The sequence below is a fragment of the Tardiphaga sp. OK246 genome, assembly GCF_900188215.1.
Lineage (GTDB): Bacteria > Pseudomonadota > Alphaproteobacteria > Rhizobiales > Xanthobacteraceae > Tardiphaga > Tardiphaga robiniae.
Map to the genome: position 1 here is coordinate 1 of NZ_FZOX01000006.1, position 24,064 is coordinate 24,064.

General features: G+C 61.1%; 11 protein-coding genes. 7 read left to right on the forward strand and 4 right to left on the reverse strand.

Annotated features, from left to right (window positions below):
* The first annotated feature begins 60 nt into the window (after nt 1–60).
* On the forward strand, nt 61–14,151 hold the full coding sequence (locus CHC01_RS33350; RefSeq protein WP_283805466.1) for a T1SS-143 repeat domain-containing protein: 14,091 nt from the start codon (nt 61–63) through the stop codon (nt 14,149–14,151).
* Between the two features lie 104 nt (nt 14,152–14,255).
* Here the strand turns inward: CHC01_RS33350 and CHC01_RS24155 are convergent, their stop codons facing one another.
* A complete protein-coding gene (locus CHC01_RS24155; protein WP_089266939.1) occupies nt 14,256–14,747 on the reverse strand; it encodes a hypothetical protein in 492 nt (163 codons plus the stop codon).
* A 273-nt stretch (nt 14,748–15,020) separates the two neighbouring features.
* On the opposite strand from CHC01_RS24155, the gene CHC01_RS24160 reads away from it, so the two are divergent.
* The 5 genes from CHC01_RS24160 to CHC01_RS24180 all read left to right on the forward strand — a co-directional run bounded on the left by CHC01_RS24160 (nt 15,021) and on the right by CHC01_RS24180 (nt 21,777).
* Nucleotides 15,021–16,031, forward strand: coding sequence for a Gfo/Idh/MocA family protein (locus CHC01_RS24160; RefSeq protein WP_089266940.1), 1,011 nt, complete (start codon nt 15,021–15,023; stop codon nt 16,029–16,031).
* 78 nt (nt 16,032–16,109) lie between these two features.
* Nucleotides 16,110–17,261 carry a DegT/DnrJ/EryC1/StrS family aminotransferase gene (locus CHC01_RS24165; protein ID WP_089266941.1) on the forward strand — a complete coding sequence of 384 codons (1,152 nt, stop codon included), beginning with the start codon at nt 16,110–16,112 and terminating at the stop codon, nt 17,259–17,261.
* 43 nt (nt 17,262–17,304) lie between these two features.
* A complete protein-coding gene (murJ, locus tag CHC01_RS24170; RefSeq protein WP_089266942.1) occupies nt 17,305–18,837 on the forward strand; it encodes a murein biosynthesis integral membrane protein MurJ in 1,533 nt (510 codons plus the stop codon).
* A gap of 103 nt (nt 18,838–18,940) precedes the next feature.
* Nucleotides 18,941–21,238: a xanthine dehydrogenase family protein molybdopterin-binding subunit gene (locus CHC01_RS24175; RefSeq protein WP_089266943.1), complete on the forward strand. Its 2,298-nt coding sequence runs from the start codon at nt 18,941–18,943 to the stop codon at nt 21,236–21,238.
* Nucleotides 21,239–21,330: 92 nt separating this feature from the next.
* Nucleotides 21,331–21,777: a c-type cytochrome gene (locus tag CHC01_RS24180; RefSeq protein WP_089266944.1), complete on the forward strand. Its 447-nt coding sequence runs from the start codon at nt 21,331–21,333 to the stop codon at nt 21,775–21,777.
* An 8-nt stretch (nt 21,778–21,785) separates the two neighbouring features.
* On the opposite strand, the gene CHC01_RS24185 is transcribed toward CHC01_RS24180, so the two are convergent.
* The 3 genes from CHC01_RS24185 to CHC01_RS24195 all read right to left on the reverse strand — a co-directional run bounded on the left by CHC01_RS24185 (nt 21,786) and on the right by CHC01_RS24195 (nt 22,908).
* Entirely contained in the window at nt 21,786–22,139 is a 354-nt protein-coding gene (locus CHC01_RS24185; RefSeq protein WP_089266945.1) for a type II toxin-antitoxin system PemK/MazF family toxin, read from the reverse strand.
* The gene (locus tag CHC01_RS24190) at nt 22,126–22,341 is read right to left on the reverse strand and encodes a type II toxin-antitoxin system PrlF family antitoxin (protein ID WP_089266946.1); all 216 of its coding nucleotides are present in this window, start codon (nt 22,339–22,341) and stop codon (nt 22,126–22,128) included. Before CHC01_RS24190 ends, CHC01_RS24185 begins: the two co-directional genes overlap by 14 nt.
* A 144-nt stretch (nt 22,342–22,485) precedes the next feature.
* Complete coding sequence (locus CHC01_RS24195) at nt 22,486–22,908, reverse strand: CHRD domain-containing protein (protein ID WP_089266947.1); 423 nt, start codon at nt 22,906–22,908, stop codon at nt 22,486–22,488.
* A gap of 164 nt (nt 22,909–23,072) precedes the next feature.
* Between CHC01_RS24195 and CHC01_RS24200 the strand changes: the two genes are divergently transcribed.
* Entirely contained in the window at nt 23,073–23,993 is a 921-nt protein-coding gene (locus CHC01_RS24200) for a c-type cytochrome (protein WP_089267284.1), read from the forward strand.
* Nucleotides 23,994–24,064 lie beyond the last annotated feature (71 nt).

The following is a 24,064-nucleotide window of genomic DNA, read 5'->3' on the forward strand; positions in this document are numbered from 1 at the left end:
AATCCAGGTGGGATCGGCGATCTTCCGTTCATCACGGCCGTCAGCACCAACACGCTCGGCATCTCCTGGGGGGCGGACTCCGCCAACAGCGTCGTCAATGGCGGCTTCAGCAGCACGCAGGCCAATGGCGATCGTTCGGTGGTGTTCACCACCGGCATCATGGCCACGCTGACATCGCAGCATCTGCACTCCAACGGAGCAGAGCTGAACTACAGCCTCAGTGCGGACGGCACCACGCTGACGGCCTATACCGGCAGCAACCCGGCTTTGAACCATGTGTTCACCGTGTCGTTGTCGGACACCGGCGCCGGTTCCTACACCTTCACGCTGCTGGACAGCCTGGACCACCCGGCCGGCGGCAACGAGAACAACATCAGCATCAACTTCGGCTTCACCGCCCGTGACTCCGATGGCGATCCGGCTTCCGCGACCTTCTCCGTCACCATCAATGACGATACCCCGGTGACCACGGGCGCCGTGACCGCGTCGTCGGTGCTGGACGATGATGCGTTCAGCGGCGGCAATGCCGGTGGGGCAGACGACGTTGCCAACGTGACCTCGGTGACGGGTGTAGCGGGGGCGTTGTTCTCGCCCGGTGCCGACGGCTTCAAGAGCGTAATGCTCGGGACGACAACGGCATTCAAGGCCATCTACATCGATGCCAATGGCGTTGCACACCAGGAGTCCGTCACGTGGGGCTCGCCAACCGTGGCCGGAGGAGTCACCACCTGGACCGCGACCAGTGCTCATTTCGACGCATTGCATCCTGTCGCGACCCTGACAATCAACGCTGACGGTTCGTATTCCTTCTCGACCCATGCACCACTGGTGCATCCGACATCAATGCAGCCTTCATCGACAACGGAAGAGAATCTGTCGCTGACCTTCAACTACACCGTGACCGATGGCGACAACGACACGGCAACCGGATCGCTGACGGTCAAGGTCAACGACGATACGCCAACGGCGTCATGGTTGGGGGCCCAGCCCGTCACCGAGAGCACCGATGCAGCAGGCGCCTTCATCCCGTCCGTCAGCACCGGCATACTGGCATTCAGCGCGGGCGCGGATGGCGGCCAGATCACCAGCGTCGTCTATCGTTTCGGCTCCGCGATCATGGAGCAGGCCGAAGGTGCCGGAGATCCGGAGAGCTTCCCGGCTCTGACCTCACACGGCGTTGCCGTGGTGATTGGTACGGTGACGGACGGAACAGCGTTCGGCGGCCAGGGGGCGATCACACTGACCGGTACTGCAGGTGGCCAGACGGTATTCACCTTGGTGGTGAACCAGACTACCGGTGCCTATACCTACACGCTGAGTGGTCCGATCGATCATCCGGATATCGACCAGCGCGGGGCAGACGATGCTCTGACCATGGTGTTCGATTTCCAGGTCACCGACGGTGACGGTGACAAGACGGATGCCTTCAATCAAGGCATCTTGCAGATCGACATCCGCGACGACGCACCGACGATCGCGAGTTCCACGTTGGGCGCGAATCTGATCACGAATGGTCAGTTCCTCGATAATACCGGTTTTGGTCCGCCGCAGCCGGGTTGGGGTGGCCAGACCGCGACTGGCTCGATCGTCGGCTGGACCATCAGCGGCGTCGGCCTCGAACGCAATCCGTCGGGCTGGTACGTGGCCGATCCGGTGAACGGCGGCCGTGTCGTCGATCTCGACGCATCTCCCGGCGACGTCACGATTGCGCAGACACTGACCAACCTGACGGCGGGTGAAAGCTATACGCTGAGCTTCGACGCCGCCAAGCCGCTTGGCTTCGACGCTACGGCGCAGGTGTGGTGGAATGGCGAGCTGGTCGGCACCGTCAACCCAAGCGCCACCGGCTTCCAGCAGTTCAGTTTCACCTTCACGGCGGTTTCCGGAACAAACACGCTCGAATTCCGCGAAGTTGGTGTTGCCGACAACGGCGGCACATTCCTCGCGAATGTCCAACTGCACACGACGGCGTCGATCGTCGATGAGGACGCGCTGAGCGGCGGCAACACGGGCGGGCAGGGCGATGCGCCTGGCACTGCGATTGCCACGGGTTCCCTCGGCATTCATTGGGGTGCCGACGCCAGCGATACGTCTGACGCGAGCGGCGTGCAGGACGGCGCCGGCGCTGCGAACAACGTTTCCGGCAATGTCGCGGCCCTGACGGGGCGCGCCATTTACTTTACAGACTCGGATTCCGCCACCAGCGGACTTCAGCCTGCTGTGATCGCGACCGCGGGCGCGACGGTCGTTGCACTAACGTCACAAGGCCAGGCGGTGCACTATCAGGTGCTTGAGAACGGCACGACGGTGGTCGGCTATACCGGCATGTTCGTTGCCGGCAACACGTCGAATTGGGTCTTCAAGGCCTCGCTCTCCGACGACGCCAATGGCAGCTACAAGTTCACTCTCTTGAAGCCGATCGATCATCCGGTTGGCGGCAGCGAGGATGATATCAGCCTGAGTTTCGGTTACACGGCGCGCGATTTCGACGGCGATACGGTGGCGGGTACATTCAGCGTCACAGTGGATGATGATACGCCGGTGGCCACTGCTCCTGCCGAGACGGTCACAGTTAGCGAAATTGGTTTGCCTCAGGTCGATGCACATACTGGCTTCCTCAATGTCAGCTGGGGCGCAGACAAGGGTGATGCCAAGCATCTGAATTTCGCCAAGGACGGCAACGGCAACGTCGTCGGACCCGTACTTCACTCCAATGGTGTCCTGCTGGCCTATCGCGTCGAGCCGGAATCGGCCGGCAGCGACAATGAGCGGCTAATCGCCTACCGGATCAATGATCCCTCGAAGTCGGCGGTGTTCAGCATCACGCTCTACGAACCGGGCAACCCGTACTACACGGTCGCTCTATTCGGCCCGCTCGATCACGCGCCTGGAACCGATCCGCTGACGCTTGGTTTTACAGTTACCGCGACCGATGCCGACGGTGACTCCCTGAACGTGCCGATCATGGTCCGCATTATCGATGATACGCCGGTGGCCACTGCGCCCGCCGAGACGGTCACGGTCAGCGAAGTTGGGTTGCCCCAGGTCGATGCGCATACCGGCTTTCTCAATGTCAACTGGGGCGCAGACAAGGGTGATGCTAAGCATCTGAATTTCGCGAAGGACAGCAACGGCAACGTCGTCGGACCTGTGCTTCACTCCAATAATGTCCTGCTGGCCTATCGCGTCGAGCCGGAATCGGCTGGCAGCGACAATGAGCGCCTGATTGCCTATCGGGTTGGTGACCCGATCCAATCAGCCGTGTTCAGCATCACGCTCTATGAACCCGGCAACCCGTATTACACTGTCGCGCTGTTCGGGCCGCTCGATCACGCACCGGGAAGCGATCCGCTGACGCTTGGTTTCACCGTCGTCGCGACGGATGCCGATGGTGACGAGCTGAGCGTGCCGATTACGGTCCGCATTATCGATGATGTACCGGTTGCGACGGCCCCCGCGGATGCGGTGACGGTCAGTGAGGTGGGCTTGCCGCTGGTCGATGCACATACGGGCTTCCTCAATGTCAGCTGGGGAGCAGACAAGGGTGCGGCCAAGCATCTGAATTTCGCCAAGGACGGCAACGGCGCTGTCATTGGACCGGTGTTGCATTCGGACGGCGTTCTGCTGGCCTATCGGGTCGAGCCGGAATCGCCAGGAAGCGATAACGAGCGGCTCGTCGCCTATCGGGTTGATGATCCCTCGAAGTCGGCCGTGTTCAGCATCACGCTCTATGAGCCGGGCAACCCGTATTACACCGTCGCTCTGTTCGGTCCGCTCGATCATGCGCCTGGAAGCGATCCGCTGACGCTCGGCTTCACCGTGGTCGCCACGGACGCCGACGGCGACTCGCTGAATGTGCCGGTCTCGGTTCGCATCGTCGATGATGTGCCGACGGTTGGTCCTGGCGATGCCGGGTCGGTGAGCGAGCATGACCTGACGACGCAGACCGGGTTCGGCCAAGGCTTCGAGAATGCGACGGACAGTACGTCGGCCGGGTTTGTCGATGGCGGCGACTACGGCCATCTGGTCATCAAGGCGTCGGGGACCGACGGCATCGTGACTAAGACGCATAGCGGCAATTATGCGCTGGTGACGCAGACGGCCGACGAGTCGGCACCGTTCACGCGCTTTGGTGGCTACGATTCCACGTTCGACGGGGGCTTCAAGGCATCGGTCGATATCTATCTGGATCCGAGCAAGATCGGTACGAACGAAGGCTTCGACTACTCGGTTGCGGTGAACAAGGCGGATGGTTCGTTCCTGCGCGACTTCATCTTCCACGTCACCAAGGACCCGTCGGGACACATCTTCATCGGCGCGAGCAACAACACCGGCTTCGACCCGCAGCTGAACCTGGGCAGCGGTCTGCATGGCGACGTCACAGCTGCCGGCTGGTACACCTTCACACAGATGTTCCACGACGACGGTACCGGCCATCTTGCGGTCGACATGATCGTGCGCGATGCGTCGGGCGCAGTGGTGTTCTCCCAGACAATTGTGTCGGGTGACCTGATCTCCGATGCGGGCGGGCATCGCTATGGCTGGTTCACCAATGTCGATGTTGCCAATGGCATTGCGATCGACAATGTCACGCTGACACAGCACAACGACAGCACCTCGGCGACCTCGGTCTCGGGCTCACTGCATGTCGATGCCGGCGCAGATGGACTGGCTTCGCTGACCTTCGGCGGCATCGTCGACGGCAGCGCCGTTACCGACAGCAGCAATCAGGCTGTCACCTCCGGTCACCAGGCTGTGCGCTATCACGTGGTGGACAGTCACACGCTGGAAGGCGTCACAGCGGGCGGTCAGGTGATCTTTACGGTCACGCTGGATCCGGTGACGGGCGGCTACAACTTCGTGCTGACGCATCAGATCGATCATCCAGCTCCGGGCACCGATGGTGTGGCACTGAAGTTCGGCTATGTCGTGACCGACGGCGACGGCGATACCGCGAGCAACACGTTTACGGTGACGGTCGGCGACGATGTGCCGGTGGCGACCAGCACGACGATCGATCAGGCTGTCAATGAAGCTCTCCTCAGCGACGGCGACATATCGACGTTCCCCACCGCAAATGGCGGCCTCTCCACACTCGTATCCTTCGGTGCCGACGGCGTTGGGAAATATACGGTGGAAATGACGAATCTGTCCCCGTCGTTAACTTCACTGACCTCCAACGGTCACACCCTGATCTATAGCATCGATACAGCAACCAATTCGCTCTATGCGAAGGATAGTGTCACCGGCGCGACGATCTTTACCTTTGCGGTCAACTCGACCACGGGGATCTACATCTTCACCCAACTCGGTGGGATCGATCACGTGCAGGCGGCGTCTTACAACATCGACGGCAATTCGATCTTGGCCTCAACACTGGATCATGCAGGTCAGTCCGTTCAGGTCGGTGAAGTGAATGGAACCAATCTTGCATTCGTCGGTCACACGTCTGATGGCGATGCCATCATTCGCGTGACCAATGACAGCAATTCGAGTGTTTCCTGGACGCTCGACGATAACGGCGGTGGCACCGACTACAATCTTGCAATCCCGGCGCACACGACGGTTTATATCAACGTTGGTAACGTCCCGAACCAAACGCATTTCGATCTGGATGGGACGAATTCGCCCTCCGGCCAGACTACCGTCAACAATGGCCACGGCATTATCGAAGTTACGGGTGGAGGCAACGGAACCTCCGTCACGCTCGATCTTTCCTCGGCCATCACAGTGGCCGATGGTGACGGCGACACATTGGCTCTTTCCGACCAGTTGAAGATCACGGTCAACGATTCCGCCCCGAGCTTTACCAATACGGCGACTTCTGTCGTCTACGAAGACGGAACGAAAACTACGACCAACAGCATCGGCCTCAATTGGGGCGCCGATGACGGTTCGACGAGGACTTTGGTTGTCAACACCGGTCTGACTGTTACAGACCAGGCGGGCAGTACGGTTGCACTCAAGTCCTACGGCATTGCTGTGGACGTCGTTCAGGTTGGTGCGGTCTTGGTCGGTTATCTGCATGGCACCGATGCGACGCATGCCGAAAACCAAGTCTTTACGGTCTCCGTCGATGCGGCAACGGGCAACTACAGCTTCACGCTTTTGCAGCCGGTCGACCACACATCGCCGAATGATCAAGGCGAGCAGACGCTCAATCTGACTTTCTCGACGACTGCAACGGATACGGACGGTGACAGCACCCCAGGCTTTTTCTCGGTTACGGTGGATGCGGCCGGTACTGTCGGCTCGATTCACTACGACGACCTGACGACTGGCGTGTTTGTGAATCTCGCAGATACGGCGACCGCCTTGAACGACCAAACCGTTGCGGCCAACACAGCGACGGATCTGACCAGCGGCGGCGGCCATGTGGTCGGCAACGACGCCATGGGGGCGATCACCGAGGCACATGGCTCGAAGGCAAACGACGTTCTTGTCGGCGGCGATGAGGAAAATACGCTCTACGGCAATGAGGGTAACGATACGGTCACGGGCGGCCTCGGCGCCGATCATCTCTATGGCGGTGCGGGCGATGATACGTTCCTGCTCGGCAAGGATGTTACTGGCAGCGGCACGCGTACGTTCCAGCTTGGTGATGGGACCACTGTCGAGGTGAACATCGATGGGCTTGCCGGCACCCAGGATCCGGTGGAAGGCGGTTCCGGATACGACAAGATCGTCCTGAACCGCGGCTCGGCGGCGGGCTATGTCTACGACGGCTATCGGGCACCGTCTTACATCAGCGGCGTGGAGGAAATCGTCGGCACCGACGGCGACGACGTCATCATGGTTTCGCCATCCTACCGCAGCGACGCGGCGAATGGCGGCATCAAGATCGATGGCGGCAAGGGCAACGATTATCTCGGCGGCGGCGCCGGGGACGACACCATCGAGGGTGGCGATGGCAACGATGTCATCTCCGGCCTCGGCGGCAACGATAAGCTGAGCGGCGGCAATGGTGCCGATACCATCTATGGTGGCGATGGCGATGATGTCATCCGTGGCGGCGGTGGCAATGACAAGCTGTTCGGCGATGCCGGCAAGGATCTAATCTACGGCAGTGACGGCGCCGACGAGATTCATGGCGGGGGCGACAATGACGAGCTGCACGGCGAGGGGGGCGACGACACCATCTATGGCGATGCAGGCAACGACACCGTGTATGGTGGCGATGGCAAGGATATCATCTACGGCGGTGAGGGCAACGACAGCCTCTATGGGCAAGATGGCAACGACACCATTATCGGGGGTCTTGGCAATGACAAGATCGGCGGCGGCGCGGGTGACGACACAATCATCTACGCTGTCGGCGACGGTAACGACTCCGTCGATGGCGGCAGCGAGACCGGCACGACCGACCCGAACTATGACATCCTGGTCGTCAACGGCGATGCGACGGCGCGCAACTTCACGCTCAGCCTGGTGGCGACGGGTACGAATATCGTCCCCACCACGGGAGTAGACAAGACTGACATCCTCGTCTCCTACGACGACGGTCACGGCAATGTCGCGGGCTCGGTGCGCGCCGACGAGATCGAGAATGTCAACTTCAATCTTGGCTCAGGCAACGACACGGTGGCGGTCGGCGATTTGACCGGTACGGGCATCGCACCATCGACCGTCGTGATTAACAGCGGCAGCGGCGACAACACGTTCGATCTGCGCAACCTGGCGGGCACGGTCGTCGATATCGTGGACTCGGATTCTGTCGATAGCGGCGATACCGATACGGTGAAGCTGGCTGGCAAGTGGAGCGACTACACCTTCACGTTTGCGAACGGCGCCTATACGGCCACGCGCAACAGTGATCACGTCGTGATCGCGCATTTCACCAATGTGGAGAAGGTCTTCTTCCAGGGTGAGGGCAGCAACGGCGCAACGATTTCGGCCAGCGAGCTCGTCAACGTCGCACCGGTCGCCGTTGGCGATACTGGCACGGTTGTCGAGGACGCTCCGAGCGCCCCGTCGACGGCTATGGGCAGCGTGCTGACCAACGACAGCGACGCGAACTCGCTGGATCATCTGCATGTCAGCGATGTGCAGGTCGGCAGTGTCTCGACATCGGTGACAGCCAATGGCGTGACCGTGACCGGGACCTATGGCTCGCTGTTAATCAAGGAAGATGGCAGCTACGTCTATACGCTGAACGACGTCGATCCTGACACCAATGCGCTGGCGCAAGGCGAGCAGGTGACGGAGAACTTTTCCTACACGGTGAAGGATGTTGCCGGCCTGTCCGGGGCCGGAACAATCGCGATCACCGTCAGGGGCACCAACGATGCCCCGGTCATCATCTCGTCGGTGCCGGCGGCGGCGGCCAGCTCGCAGCTCCACAACATCCAGCAGGCAGATGCGACGCACACCTTCGAACCGACCACCACGGCCGGGGACACGACCGCTGCGCACGCGACCGATGCGAACGTCAACACGGCAGCCGATATGAAGGCCGTGGTCTCGGCGGTACAAGCGGCGCTCGGCGGAGGCGCAACCTTCGCGGACGCCATCGCGACCGTCTGGGATTACCTCGACGACAATTATAACAATTACTACAACACCCCGGTGAACAAGGCGGCGGTCTTGCTCGGCCTTGTCTATGCGGATTACGTGCAGCACGGTGGCACACCGCTGCTCGATACAGTCGCGAAGTACGGAGCGGATGGCAGCCTGTCCTACGTCAACGGCGGCTTGGCAGATGGCACCGCCGATCGTGCGCAATCGCTGCATGACAACCTGCTCGGGTCGCTTGACATCCCGACGATCGACGACAGATTCTCGCCGGGCCACGCCTCGACCGAACTGCACGACTCGCTCGTCCAGCAAATCGCCGATGCCGGCCTGACCGGCCGTCCGTATTACGGCGGCTACGAGAACGAGGATGCCTCCGCATCTCGTGCCTGGGATCTGGCGCATGGCCTGCCGCCGCTGGCAGCCGGCCAGCTCACCGCGACCGACGTCGACCACGGTGCGCACTTGGCTTGGTCGATCAGCGGACCCTCGACCTATGGCACGATGTCGATCGACCAGACCGGCGCGTGGCACTTCGTCCAGGCCGACAATCTGGCCGTGCATGCGCTGGCCGAAGGCCAGATCGTCGTGCAGACCTTCACCGCGACCGTGACCGATGAGCACGGTGCTACCGACACCATCCAGCTCAACGTCAGCATCACGGGCACAAATGATGCGCCTGTCGTGACCGCAATAGGCAGCTCTACGGCCTATCTTGAGGTGGATGGCGCGGACGCATACGGCACCCACGTATTCTCCGGCGTGACGACCACCGTATCCGATGTCGATGGCAGCACTTTCACCAAGGCGACGATCACCATTACCGACGCTCAGGCCGGCGACGATCTGAATATGCCCACCACTGCTGGCCAGCGCGTGCTGTCGGATGGGACGCATATCAACTACAGCACGGTGAGCGCCAACGGTCAGGTCGTCATGACCTTCACCAATGCGCTGACGGGCGGCACCCTCACCGGCGCCGAGATCAATGAAGCGATCGAGACGCTGGTCAGGTTCCACACGGGCGACAATGTGCCAAGCGAATCGCCGGATCGGATTGTCAACATCACAGTGTACGACGATCACGGCGCGGCAAGTAACGTTGCAACCGTGATGCTGGATGTGCAGGGCACCAACGACACCCCGACCTGGGCCAGCACTTCACTGACCGCGTCGGTCGATGAAGATCACTCCTTCTCTTTGAACCAGTATTTCACTTCCAGCACGCTCAAGGTCAGCGACCGCGACGCCGATGGCGATGCCAAATTGAACCTGCATGTCGATCACGGTACGCTGACGATCGCAGCGATGGCGGGCGTAACCGCGACCTACGACGCCAGCACCGAGACCTACACGCTGACCGGCATGATGGCCACGCTGAACAGCCTGCTGGTTGCTGCGAATGGCGTAACCTACACGCCGGATGCGGATTACAACGGCACTGACGCGCTGAAACTGACCTTCAGCGACAATGGCGATCTGGGCTTGGTTGCAAAGCAGGCAGAAACGACGATCGCAATCACCGTAAATCCGGTGAACGACGCGCCGGTGGTCGACCTCAACGGCGGCACCACGGCGGACAGTGACGTGACCACGACGGCAGTCGAAGGATGGCCTTATTGGATCTTCGATAGCGCAAACCTGACCGACGTCGACTCCTCGACCATGCATTCGATGACGGTCACCCTCAGCGCCGCAGGTGGGTTGGGTGTGGAACTTCTGTCGCTCAATACGTCGGCGACGAATGCTGCCACTGGTCTCACTGTGGTCTACAACGCCGCGACCGGTGTTCTCACGATCACAGGCGATGCGTCGACGGACACTTATCAGACAATCCTGCGCGGCATCGTCTATCAGTATGCCGGCGATAATCCGAACTCGGACGACCGCACCGTTACGGTGGTCGCCAATGACGGGCAGGACAACAGCATTACCCATACCGGCACCATTCACATGGTTCCCGTGAACGACCCGCCGGTGCTCGGCGGTACGCTGTCTGCAACGGTTGTGGAAGGGGCGTCCGTTGTCCTGACCTCGGGCGAGCTTGGCTACACCGATCCGGATAACGGCCCAACGCAGGTCGTCTTCCAGATCTCGGACCTGCAACACGGCCAGATCTTGAACAACGGCGTGGCGGCGACGTCCTTTACTGCGGCGGAACTGGCCGCCGGCAAGATCACCTTCCTGCACGACGGTTCGCAAGGCACAACGGCTAGCTTCAGCGTCAAGGTCGAGGACGGCAACCAGGACGGCTCGACGCCGGTCAGTCAGCCTTTCTCATTCACCGTCACACCGGTGAATGACGGTGCGGCGACGATTTCCGTAACCGATACCACCCAAACCGGGACGGCGCCGAAGGTCGGCGATGTCCTGCAAGCCAATCTGGGCACCGACCCGGATGGAGCACAGAGCAACATCGTCTATCACTGGCGGAGTGATGGCGTGAACATCACGGGTGCGATGAACTCCACCTACACGCTGGCTGCCGGCGATGTCGGTCATCAGATTTCGGTCAATGTGACCTACACCGATGGTCAGACCTTCAGCGAAAGCGTGACAAGCGCCAAGACTGCAGCGGTGATCAGCGGTAACCATACACCCGTCGCTGTCGCCAATAGCGTTGCCGTGAATGAGGATGCCACCGTATCGGCAACGACCTATGCGACCGGCGTTCTCGGCAACGACAGCGATGTCGATAGCGGTGATACCCTCAAGGTATCGGCTATCCTGACAGGCACTTCGGGCACCGCAGTCGCGGTCAGCAGTGATTTGTCCAACCCGACCGTGATTGCCGGAACCTACGGCAGTCTCACGATCAAGGCCGACGGTACGTTCCAGTATTCGCCCAACAACAGTGCTGCGCAGTCGCTGACTGCGGGCGCGCATGCCACGGATGTCTTCACCTATACGGTGGTCGATTCGTACGGCGCCAGCACGACCAGCACGTTGACGATGAACATCACCGGCGTGAACGACGTTCCGCAGCTCAACTACGTTGCCGGCTCCATGACGGAAGATGCGGGTTCGAAGGTGTTCGATGTTCTCGGCAATGGTAACGCCACGCTGGATCCTGACAGCGGCGCCCCGAACACCGTGACGCTCGGCACGGTCACCGTTTATGGCGGCAGCGGATATCAGATCGATGCCAGCGACGTTGAAGTCACCTGGACCACGGGTGGCATTCAGGTCAAGCTGATTGGCGACGACTGGAACAAGCTGCCGACGGCCGCGCAGCTCTTGGTCAGTGTCGGCTACACGCTGCACGGCGATCAGCCGACCGACCTGGCCTATCAGTCGCTCGATGTGACGGTGACCGGCGTCAATGACGCACCGGTGCTGGATGCGAGCAAGACGCCTTCCGTGAGCGTCGGCGAGGGATCAGGAGTGCCGTCGGGCGCCGTCGGCACCCTCGTGTCCGCTCTGATCGGGATCGGCAACTACAGCGACGTTGACGGCACGGGTAGCGGCATTGCCGTCACCGGTGTGAGCAATACCCATGGCTCCTGGTACTATTCGCTCAATGGAGGCAGCAGCTGGGTTGCAGTCGGCACAGTATCGGACACTCAGTCGCTGCTGCTAACATCCACGGCGCGCGTCTACTTCAAGCCGGCTGCAGGCTACACGGGCACTGCCGACGAACTGACCTTCCGTGGATGGGACGCCCTCGCCGGCGAGGGCGGGAAGGTCGACACCACGAGCAATGGCGGCACGACGCATTACTCCGCGGCCCCCGATACGGTCAGCGTCACGGTGGCCAGCGCAAATCACGCGCCGGTGGCTGTGAATGACACTTTGGGTGGAGGTATACCGCCGTCTGGCGAAGGCTGGACGTTGAACGCGGCTAACGGACACTACTACAGGGTTGTGGAGGGCAATTACTCCTGGGCTGCAGCTAATACTGCAGCGGCCGCCGATGGTGGTTATCTTGCGACCATCACCTCGGCCGGTGAGCAGGCGTTCATCCAGAACCTCGCCTCTGGCGCTTTTATCCAGTCGGTCTGGCTGGGCGCATCGGATACTTCCGTGGAGGGGGTCTGGAAATGGGTATCCGGACCCGAAGCTGGCACGGTCTTCTTCGGTGGTGATTACGTCACCGGAAATGCTGTTGGCTACGCAAACTTTGGCGTGGGCGAGCCGAATAATTACGGCGGCGATGAAGACTATGCCAGCCTGCTCGCCGTCTTTGGTGGCGGCTGGAATGACGGTAGCGGTGCCGCCGCGCCGGCGGGACAAGAGGCCGACTATGTTGGCTATGTCGAGGAGTGGAGCGGTTTCTACGAAGACGGCAAAGTCGTTATCTCGACAGCTCAGCTTCTCGCCAACGACACAGATACGGATGGCGATACGCTGACGGTGACAGCGGTATCGAATGCGAGCCACGGCACCGTGGTGCTTAACGCCGATCACACGATCTCGTTCATACCGACCGCAAATTACAGTGGCGAGGCCGGCTTCGACTACACGATCAGTGACGGTCATGGCGGCTCCGCTACTGCCCATGTTTCCTTTACCCTCGCGCCGGTGAACGACGTTCCAGGGACGATTACTGACTCTAACGCTGCGCAGAATTCGGTCTCTGAAACAGCTGCGGTGGGCACTGTCGTTGGCCTGACGGCCGCTTCGATCGACCCGGATTCTGGGGATACGATTGTGTATGGTTTGGCGGACAGTGCGGGAGGGCGCTTCGCGATCAATGCTACGACGGGTGTTGTAACGGTGGCGAGCGCGCTCGATTATGAATATGCTACGAGCCATACCATCGTGGTAACTGCCACCGATAACCATGGTGCGGTGCAGGCTAACGCCTTCACGATTAACGTCTCAAACACACTATCAGACAACAATGATACCTACAGCCACGGTTGGGGTGACAATAGCAGTATCAATGATGCCAACGGAAATGATCGCATCGTGCTCGAGACCTTTAAGACAGATTTGACCGATCTGAATTTCGTTCATAGCGGCAATAATCTTACAATTACATTCGATGATGCGAACAACAGCAGCTCGACTTTCAACGTCGCGAATCATTTCAACAATAGACCGGTCGAATATCTCAACTTCGATGGTGGCGCGACCTATGACGGTTATGATCTTGGTAACGGAACTTACAATATCAGCACCGGCCTTACCGGCGGAACGGGGAACGACATCATTGCTGGAACAAGTTCGAGTGAGACTCTCACTGGTGGTGCCGGCAACGATTTGCTGTTTGGAAGCGGCAATTCCGACGTTTTAATCGGCGGCACCGGTCGCGATCTCTTGGTCGGTGGCAGTGATAGCGATACGTTCCGATGGTTGTCCGGTGATGCGGATGGAAGTCTCGACGTGATCGCAGACTTTGTATCGGGAAATGGTGCTTCTGCCGACGTGATCGATCTCTCAGGATTGCTGTCCGGTCTGAGCAGTACGGGACGGGCCGATCATGTTCGTTTCGAGGATGTTAACGGCCTGACGCGGCTTGCATCGGCGGGTGGCAATTCTGCACTGGCTAATGGTGATCTGACAATCCAAGTTAATCTCTCCGGATCGACCTGGACCGATATTGCCGTCATCCATGACACTGGCGCCAATCTCACTGCTGGCAATGACGTGATCAAGATGATGCTGAATAGTAGTCAGATCACCGCGACGGCCTGATCGTGATATAAGAGAGAGAAGAGGCGCGATGCGCTCTCTTCTCTCTCTTAACTAGGTGCCAATCAGTTGATGTTGCTGACGTGCCGTATGTGTCGCATTGGGCGCTAAATCTTCTGTCCCTGCGGCGCCTTCGGCAATGCCGGCACCACACCTCCGCCACTCCCGCCCACATCGATCCTGATCCGCTGCACTTCCGTACGTCCCGCCGGATATTTCACTTCGATCGTGACTTCGTCGCTGCCGACGAAATCCGCTTTCGACTGGTAGAAGGCGATGAACCCTGGCACTTCGAGCGCGAGGCACTGCTTGTAGTTGGTGGCACTGACCTTGCCGCGCTTGATGCTGACGGTGCCGTTGATTGGCGGCGTGACCATGCGCAGGGCGGGCAGGGTGCCCGACGTGCAGTCGGGCTGTACATTCAGATAGACGCCGACCTGGAAGTTGCGCGCCGATGGTCCGCGTACATTGCGTTCGACGACCTTCGGGGTATCGGGCGCGGGAGGCGGTGTTTGCGCAAACGCGGAAGTTGCATGGCTGGAACTGGCGATCGCTAACGACGCGGCGAGACCGGTCGCGATGGCATGTCGGCGAAACATGGAATCACTCTGATGTCGGCGCGCGATCGGGACGATCCGCCCGCATTGAGGATGCCGTAAAAGCGCTGCAATATCAATCGATCACAGTTGATCCAGAGCCCATGGATCGATTCGGTCCGAACCGGCCGCATGGTGTAATTCTTTGAATCAAAACGTGTTTGGGTAGCTTCGCAGGGCAATCGCCACATCTGTGGCGGGCATGCTAGGAGAACTCACGGCGCCGGTATGGTGAATCGCTGCGTGCGCGCCCTTAAGAATTCTGAGGTTTGTTGAATGGTGTCGAAAGAAACTTCCGCAGCGAAGGATGCGGTGCGCACGCTGCGGGTCGGCGTCGTGGGCGCAGGTGTCATGGGCACCAATCATGGCCGCGTGCTGGCCGGGCTGCCGGGCATCGAAATGGTCGGCATCGTCGATCCCATGCTCGAACACCGCACCCGCGCCGAGAAACTGATCGGCTGCAAGACCTTTGCCGATTTGGACGCGCTGCTGGCTGCTGGCGTCGATGCCGTGACCATCGCAGCGCCCACTCACTTGCATCACGAAGTCGCGCTCGCCTGCATCGCCAAGGGCATTCACGTGCTCGTCGAGAAGCCGATTGCGTCCACCGTGGAAGAGGGACGCGAGATCGTCGATGCCGCGCAAAAGGCTGGCGTGACTCTGATGATCGGCCATGTCGAGCGTTTCAACCCCGCCGTCGCCACCATCAAGAAGGCGATCGAGGGCGAGGACATTCTGTCGATCGGCATCACGCGCGTCGGCCCGTTCCCGCCGCGCATGTCCAATGTCGGCGTTGTCATCGATCTGGCCGTGCATGACATCGACCTGATCCGCTGGTTCACCGAGAGCGACATCGTCGAGGTGCAGCCGCAGCTCGCCTCCGCCGTCGCCGAGCGCGAAGACATCGCGCTGCTGCAGTTCCGCACGGCATCCGGCGTGCTCGCTCATATCAACACCAACTGGCTGACGCCGTTCAAGGCGCGCACCGTCACGGTCGCGACGCGCGGCAAATATGTGATGGGCGATCTGCTGACCCGGCAGGTCACCGAATGTTTCGGCTTCAAGACCGATGGCAGTTATTCGATGCGCCATCTGCCGGTCGGGCAGGACGAGCCGCTGCGCGCCGAATTGATGGCGTTTCTCGATGCGGTGCGGACCGGCGGCGTGCCGGCGGTGACCGGCGAGGAGGGCGTTGCTTCCCTCGAAATCGCGATCCAGTGCCTTGAAGCGCCGAAGAAGCGCGCGGCCACAGCATCACGTCCGGCGCCCCGCAAGGTGGTTGGCTGACGCAAGCGCGGCCCGGCGCATGCATACGCCGGTTTCCAGTATTCAGACTTCAAGACGACATTCTGCAGGCCAGGCATCATGAACCAGCACACCCGTATCGACCCCGTTCCCTTCATCGATCTCAATGCGCAGCGTCAGCGGCTCGGCACATCGATCGACGAGGCGGTCACCCGTGTGCTCAATCACTGTCAGTTTATCAACGGCCCGGAAGTCGCCAAGTTGGAGGCCGAGCTCGCCAAATATTGCGGGGCCAAGCATGTGATCAGCTGCGCCAGCGGCACCGATGCGCTGATGATGGTGCTGATGGCCAAAAAGGTCGGCCCGGGCGATGCCGTGCTGTGCCCGTCCTTCACCTTCTGCGCCACCGGCGAGGCCGTGGCGCTGGTCGGCGCGTCGCCCGTGTTTGTCGAAGTCGACGAAGTCACTTTCAACATCAGCCCTGAGTCCGTGAAGCGTGGCATTGCCACCGCCAAAAAGGCCGGCCTCAAGCCTCGGGCGATCATCCCGGTCGATCTGTTCGGCCAGCCCGCGGATCTCGATGCGATCAACGCCATCGCCGAGGCCGAGGGCCTGTTTGTGCTGGAAGACGCCGCGCAGGCCTTCGGCGCGACCTATAAAGGCAAGCGCGTCGGCACCTCGGCGCTGGCCACCACCACCAGCTTCTTCCCGGCCAAGCCGCTCGGCTGCTTCGGCGACGGCGGCGCGATTTTCACCGATGATGACCAGCTCGCCGAGGACCTGCGCAGCATCCGCATCCACGGCCAGGGCTCCGACAAATACGACAATGTCCGCCTGGGCATCACCGGCCGCCTCGACACCATCCAGGCCGCGGTGCTGCTGGAAAAGCTGAAGATCTTCGACGACGAAATCGCCGCCCGCAACAAAGTAGCCGACCGCTACGCCCGCAGCCTCGGCAATCTCGTCACCGTGCCGCGGGTCGCCGAGGGCAATACGTCGATCTGGGCCTGCTACGTGATCCGTCTGCCCAAGGGCGCCGACCGCGACGCCTTTGCCAATGCGCTGAAGGCGCAGGGCGTGCCATCAGCGATCTATTACGCGAAGTCGATGCATATGCAGACGGCCTATAAGGACTATCCGGTCGTCGATGGCGGTTTGCCGGTCTGTGAGGCGCTGTCGGCAGATGTCATCAGCTTGCCAGTGCATGCCTATCTCGACGAGGCTACCCAGGATCGTGTCATCCAGGCTGTGCGCGACGCGCTGGCGACCTAAGTTGAGCATTTTGCACCGCCGCTTCATGCTGTAGAAGCGGCTGATGCTGGGACGCATTTTCACCGTCGGCGGATATACGCTCCTCTCGCGGATCACCGGTTTCGCGCGCGACATCATGCTCGCGGCGATCCTTGGCGCCGGGCCGGTGGCTGACGCCTTCTTCGTGGCGCTGCGGCTGCCCAATCACTTCCGCGCCATTTTCGCCGAGGGCGCGTTCAATGCCGCTTTCGTCCCGGCCTATGCCCATGTGACCGGTAAGGGCGGCCCGGCATCGGCGCATCTGTTTGCCGACCGCATTTTCACGCTGCTGTTTGCATCACAGGTCGTGCTGCTCATCCTGGCCATTCTGTTCATGCCGCAGGCCATGAGCATCCTCGCGCCGGGCTTCACCGATGATCCCGCGCAGCGTCATCTCGCCATCGAGCTGACACGCATCACCTTTCCCTATCTGCTGCTGATCACGCTGGTGACGCTCTATGGCGGCATGCTGAACGTCATGCAGCGCTTTGCCAGTGCCGCGGCGGCCTCGATCTTCCTCAATATCTCAATGATGGCGACACTGGCTCTGGCTGCGTTCTTTCCGAGTGCAGGTCACGCGGCGGCTTGGGGTGTGTTGATTTCGGGCTTTCTGCAATATTTCCTGCTCGCCGGCGACTTGCAGCGCCATGGCGGACTTCCTCGTTTTGCGCCGCTGCGCCTCGACGAGGATGTGCGCGGATTCTTCCGCGCGCTCGGCCCCGCGACGCTCGGCTCAATGGGCACGCAAGTCGCATTATTTGCCGATACCATCATCGCGACCTTCTTGCCGGTAGGCGCGCTGTCGGCGCTGTATTATGCCGACCGTCTCAACCAGTTGCCGATCGGGGTGATCGGTATCGCCATCGGCACGGTACTGTTGCCGGAAATGTCGCGGCGGATGGCGGCAGACGATCACGTTGGCGCCATGGGCGCGCAGCGCCGCGCCTTCCTGTTCACGCTGTTGTTCTCGCTGCCCTTCGTCGCCGCATTTTTGGTGGTGCCCGATGTCATCATGCGGGCGATGTTTGCCCGCGGGGCTTTCACCAAGGCCGATGCCGCCGTCGCTGCGGCGACGCTGGCTGCCTATGCCATCGCACTCATCCCCTTCGTGATGATCCGCAGCGCCGTCGCAACCTTCAACGCCCGCAAGGACACCACGACGCCGATGATTGCCGCGCTCACCGGCATCGCGGTCAACGTCGCGCTGAAGATTCTGCTGATGGGACCTCTGGCGCAGATCGGCCTCGCACTTGGCACCGCGGCGGGCGCCTGGATCAATCTGTTGCTGGTCATCTTCTTCGCGATGCGGGCCGGTTATCTCGAATTCGACCGCGCGTTCCTGCTGGCGCTGGGCAAATTCGCGCTGACCGGCGTGGTCCTGGCCGCGGTCCTGTGGGGGACTGCGCGTCTTGCAGCGGAGCAGTTTGCGGGCCTCACCAGCCTCCGCGACGAAGCGACGCTGGGAATTCTCATCATCGTGATCGTCCTGGTCTATTCGGCATTGGTCCTAATGCTTTTCGGCAAAAGCTGGCTGGGCAGCCTGGTCCGCGCCAGATAGCTCGCTTCATCGTGTCCCAAAGTCGGGCAGGGCGACGCCCCCGTACCACTTGCCGCCGTTCTCCCGCAGTGTAGATTGAGTCTAAACTGCATGCGGAGGAACGATGGCCCCCATCAAATTCGGCGTCGGACAGAGTGTCCTGCGTAAGGAAGACGACGCCCTCATTCGTGGCCATGGCCGCTATACCGACGATCACGCGCCCGCCACGCTGCATGCCCTCGTGCTGCGCTCGCCGCATGCCCATGCCAATTTCACCATCGATGTCAGCAACGCGCACACACTTCCGGGTGTCGCTGCGATTCTGACGGCGGAAGACACCAAGGACCTCGGCGGTCTGCCCTGCCTGTTCAATCTCGAAGATCATCCTTTCACCGGGCCGGATTATCCGATCCTCGCCGCCGGGGAAGTCCGCCATGTCGGCGACGCCGTGGCCTTCGTCGTTGCGGAGACTGTAGCGCAGGCGCGTGATGCGATTGAGGCGATCGAGGTCGACTGGAAGCCGCTGCCGTCCGTGAACGGTCTGGTCAATGCCGTCGGCAAGGGCGCGCCGCAGGTGTGGGCCAAGCATCCCGGCAACGTCCTGTTCGATGTGCCGATCGGCGACAAGAAGGCGGTCGATGCGGTGTTCGCCAAGGCGCCAGTTGTCGCCGAGGTGAAGATCGTCAATCCGCGCGTCATCATCAACTATATGGAGACCCGCGCGGCGATCTGTGAATACGACGCCAAGCGCGATTACATGACGCTGACCATCGGCAGCCAGGGCAGCCATCGTCTGCGCGACATCCTCTGCGATAACGTGCTGAAGATGCCCAAGGACAAGATGCGCGTGATCTGTCCCGATGTCGGCGGTGGTTTCGGCACGCGGCTGTTTCCCTATCGCGAATATGCGCTGGTGGCCTTTGCCGCCAAGAAGCTCGGCAAGAATGTGAAGTGGGCGGCGGACCGTACCGATCACTTCCTCGGCGACGCGCAGGGCCGTGACAACGTTACCCATGCACGCATGGCGCTGAGCGAGGATGGCAAGTTTCTCGCCATGGATGTCGACCTGATGGCCGACATGGGCGCGTATCTGTCGACCTTTGGACCTTACATCCCGCATGGCGGCGCCGGCATGTTGCCGGGTCTCTACGACATCCAGACATTCCATTGCCGCGTGCGCACGGTGTTCACCAACTCCGTGCCGGTGGACGCCTATCGCGGCGCCGGCCGTCCGGAGGCGGCTTACGTCGTCGAACGTCTCGTCGATCAATGCGCGCGCAAGCTCGGCATGTCGCCGGATGCGATCCGCCGCAAGAACTTCATCCCGCCGAAGGCGATGCCGTACAGGACCGCGACCGGCAAGGTGTACGACTCCGGCGATTTCACCGCGCATATGAAACGCGCGATGGATGTCGCGGGCTGGAAGGAATTTCCAAAGCGGGCCAAGGCCGCGAAGAAGGAGGGCCTGGTTCGCGGTATCGGCATGGCCACCTATGTGGAAGTCTGCGGCACTATGGGCGACGAGACCGCCAATGTTGCTGTTGGCGCCGATGGCGACATCACCATTTTGATCGGCACGCAATCGACCGGGCAGGGTCACCACACCGCCTATGCCCAGATCGTCGCCGAACAGTTCGGTGTGACACCGGACCGCGTCCACATCGTCCAGGGCGACACGGCGAAGGTGGCGACCGGTCTCGGTACCGGCGGCTCCGCATCGATCCCGACCGGTGGCGTCAGCGTGCAGCGCGCCACCAGGCAGCTCGGTATCAACCTCAAGGAGCTGGCGGCGGATGTGCTGGAAACCAGCGCCGCCGACCTCGAGATCGATGGCGGCGTGGTGAAGATCGCCGGCACTGATCGCTCGGTGTCATTCGCCGATCTCGCAAAGAAGGCCAATCCGTCGAAGCTCAATGCGTCTGAAACCTTCAGCAGCGCCGACGGCACCTTCCCCAACGGCACCCATCTGGTCGAAGTCGAGATCGATCCTGCGACCGGCAAGATCGCCATTGTCAATTACGTCATCGTCGACGATTTCGGCGTCACGCTGAATCCGTTGCTGCTGGCCGGCCAGGTTCATGGCGGCACCATGCAGGGCATCGGCCAGGCGCTCATGGAGCAGGCGATCTATGATCCCGAGGACGGCCAGCTCGTCACCGGCACTTTCATGGACTATGCGCTGCCGCGCGCGGCCGACGGCGCGCCGATCTCGTTCGAGACCCACAACATCCCCTGCGTGACCAATCCGCTGGGGGTGAAGGGGGCTGGCGAGGCTGGCGCTATCGGCTCCTGTCCGGCCGTGATGAACGCCATCATCGATGGTCTCTATCGCGAATACAAAATCGAGCACATCGACATGCCCGCAACTCCTGAGCGGGTGTGGATGGCGATCCGCGAGCACGAACGGCTCCATACGCTGTAAAGCGCCGCCGCCGGGAATAGCCGGATGGCGGCGGGGTTCATCTACATGTTGCGAACTAGTCCTAATCGAATTCCAAACAGGGGTATTGGTTGATGAAACGTGCGCTTCTCGTTGTCGGAGCTTTGCTGTTGGGTGTGGGGGCGGTCTCGGCCCAGCAAGAGATCGTCAAGGAACGCCAGACGCTGATGAAGTCCAATGGTCGCGCTCTTGGCGGCACGCTCAGCGCGATGGCCAAGGGCGACAAGCCCTATGATCAGGCCGCGGTCGAGGCCGCGCTGACCGTGCTGGACGAAACCGCCAAGAAGCTGCCGACACTGTTTCCGGACAGCACCAAGGGTCTGAAGGTCGAGGGTGACTATTCGACGTCGCCGAAGGTCTGGGAAGACAAGGCCGGTTTCGATGCCCACATCGTCACCTTCACCAAGGCCGTCACCGACGCCAAGGCCAAGATCAAGGATCTCGACAGCCTCAAGGCGAATGTCGGCGGCATCGGCAAGGCATGCGGTGGCTGTCACGAGACGTTCAGGCTCAAGATCTGAGTCAGACCTCAGTCGGCAGAGCTATTTACGGACAAGATTGTCTGAAGTTGGTGCATGACATTTCGAAGCGCAGGCTTGGCGATCTTGCCGATGCGGTCAGCGTGCCGAACTTCAATGGTCGCGATCTTGAACGGGCGAACGACTGATGCGACGGGGAGGCCGCTACGCTCGTGGCTCGGGATGGGTACATCGCCGAGCCATGGCCTGTTCTCTGCGGATGTAATCATGACGACCCAGAGCAACGCGCTGGCTTCTCCTATCGGGCCGGAAGACACGACCAAAGCGGGGCGACGTTGCCTCGTGTCCTTATCTGTATAAGGAAATGGGACGCGGATGATATCGCCTTGCTCAAAGTCGGCCATAGGCCTTCCGGTCAGCGGCGCTATCCCATTCGTCGAATGTGGCGAAGGGGTCTTCGGGTTTGCTCTGCTCGGCACGCGTAAGGACGACGCGGCCTTCTTCGATGGCATAGGCGATCTCGTCGCCTTCCTTCAGCCCAAGCGCCGCGCGCACGGGTTGGGGGATCGTCGTCTGAGCCTTGCTGGTCATCTTGCTGGTGATCATCGAGCATCCTCAGATTACAATGTAAGGAAAGTCCTTACATTGTTCAAGTGGATGTCTTGCTCCGGAAATGAGATGTTTCCCGACAGCACGAGGGCGAGTGCTGTAGCACTCGCCCTCGTGTCCAAGCCATGTTCGGCACGAATGTTACTTCGTCACCTGTCCGCGGATCTCGCCGCCTTTGTTAGCCTCAGTGTGGATGTTGACATAGTACTTGCCGGCCAACAGGTCGGCGGCCTGTGCGTCGGTCAGCGTGGCGCTGCCTTCGGAGCCGGATGTGGCTGGTGTGATCGGTACGGCCACTCCGGCATTCTTGCCGGCTTCGGCGGGGCCGTGGAAATGCGCCATGGTCGCAGGACCCGTGAGGCCGGAATAGGTCAGCTTCCAGGTCAGCTTCTTGGTGGCGGGATCGAAGTCGATATCGGCGGTGCCCTTGCCGGCGCTGGTATTGGCGGGCACTTCGGAGGCGCTGTCGAGGGTCGCCTTCATCTTGTCGGCGGAAGCGGGGCCGGCGAGGGCGATACTGGCGCCGAGTGCGAGGGACGCGAGCATGATCGAACGAGGTGACATGGTTTTCTCCCTGATGATGGTGAGGTCGTCATGGCTGGAAACATCCGAGACGCCAATTCATTCCCCCGGGAGCCTAAGGGATGGATCACGGTTTCGTTCCGGCAGCGGCTGTTCGACGCGCTTTATGTGCTGAAGTTTGACCCGGATACCAATTGGACATGCACGTGCTGAAACGGCTTTTCATTCTCGCATTTGTCGCGGCTGTCATCGGCATCGGCGTGTTCTGGTGGCTGACGATTCCCGTAACAGTGGCTGCGAGCACGCTCCCGCCGCACACGCCCAATCCCGGCAATGGCGCAGTGGTCTTCAATGCCGGTGGCTGCTCGTCATGCCATGCGACGCCGGCGCAGCAGGATCGGCTCAAGCTTGGCGGCGGGCTGCCGCTCACATCGCCGTTCGGTACGTTCTATGTGCCAAACATCTCACCGGATCCGGTCGCCGGGATAGGCCGCTGGAGCGAGGCTGATTTCGTCACGGCGCTGTTGAAGGGGACGTCGCCGAACGGTTCGCATTACTTTCCGGCCTTTCCCTACACGTCCTATCAGCAGATGAAGATGGAGGACGTGCGCGATCTGTTCGGCTATCTAAAGACGCTGCCACAGGTCGCCAGCAAGGCGCCGGATCATGCGGTGCCATTCCCGTTCAACATCCGCCGCAATCTCGGCGTCTGGAAGCTGCTGTTCCTCGATGGCAAACCCTTCGAGGCGGATGCATCGAAGTCGCCGCAGTGGAATCGCGGCAGCTATCTGGTGAATGCGCTGGGCCACTGTGCCGAGTGCCACAGCCCGCGCAACGCGCTGGGCGACATCGTGACGGCACAGCGCTTTGCCGGAGGTCCGAATCCTGACGGAGAGGGTTGGGTACCTAACATCACCCAAAAGCGTCTCGGTGACTGGAGCGAAAAGGACATCGCGTATTTTCTCGAAACCGGGCAGACGCCGGACGGCGACACCGCCGGTGGCTCCATGGCCCGCGTGATCCGCAATACCTCCCAGTTGAGCGCAGACGACCGCTCGGCGATGGCGCTCTATCTGAAGTCGCTCCCTGCGGCGGAGGGGCCCATCAGGCCCGCCAAAAAGGGCTAAAACCGCCCGCGCAAGGTTGGGTTGTGGCGAGGTGCAGCCTTGCATGGAAACCCGCCAAGCCATGTCGCATC

Excerpts from the sequence above, each read along its gene's own strand:
- CHC01_RS24160 (WP_089266940.1), top strand. The coding sequence starts at position 15,021 with ATGGTGTCGAAAGAAACTTCCGCAGCGAAGGATGCGGTGCGCACGCTG.
- CHC01_RS24175 (WP_089266943.1), top strand. The coding sequence starts at position 18,941 with ATGGCCCCCATCAAATTCGGCGTCGGACAGAGTGTCCTGCGTAAGGAA.
- CHC01_RS24165 (WP_089266941.1), top strand. The coding sequence starts at position 16,110 with ATGAACCAGCACACCCGTATCGACCCCGTTCCCTTCATCGATCTCAAT.
- CHC01_RS24190 (WP_089266946.1), bottom strand. The coding sequence starts at position 22,341 with ATGATCACCAGCAAGATGACCAGCAAGGCTCAGACGACGATCCCCCAA.
- CHC01_RS24185 (WP_089266945.1), bottom strand. The coding sequence starts at position 22,139 with ATGGCCGACTTTGAGCAAGGCGATATCATCCGCGTCCCATTTCCTTAT.
- CHC01_RS24180 (WP_089266944.1), top strand. The coding sequence starts at position 21,331 with ATGAAACGTGCGCTTCTCGTTGTCGGAGCTTTGCTGTTGGGTGTGGGG.
- murJ (WP_089266942.1), top strand. The coding sequence starts at position 17,305 with ATGCTGGGACGCATTTTCACCGTCGGCGGATATACGCTCCTCTCGCGG.
- CHC01_RS24155 (WP_089266939.1), bottom strand. The coding sequence starts at position 14,747 with ATGTTTCGCCGACATGCCATCGCGACCGGTCTCGCCGCGTCGTTAGCG.
- CHC01_RS24195 (WP_089266947.1), bottom strand. The coding sequence starts at position 22,908 with ATGTCACCTCGTTCGATCATGCTCGCGTCCCTCGCACTCGGCGCCAGT.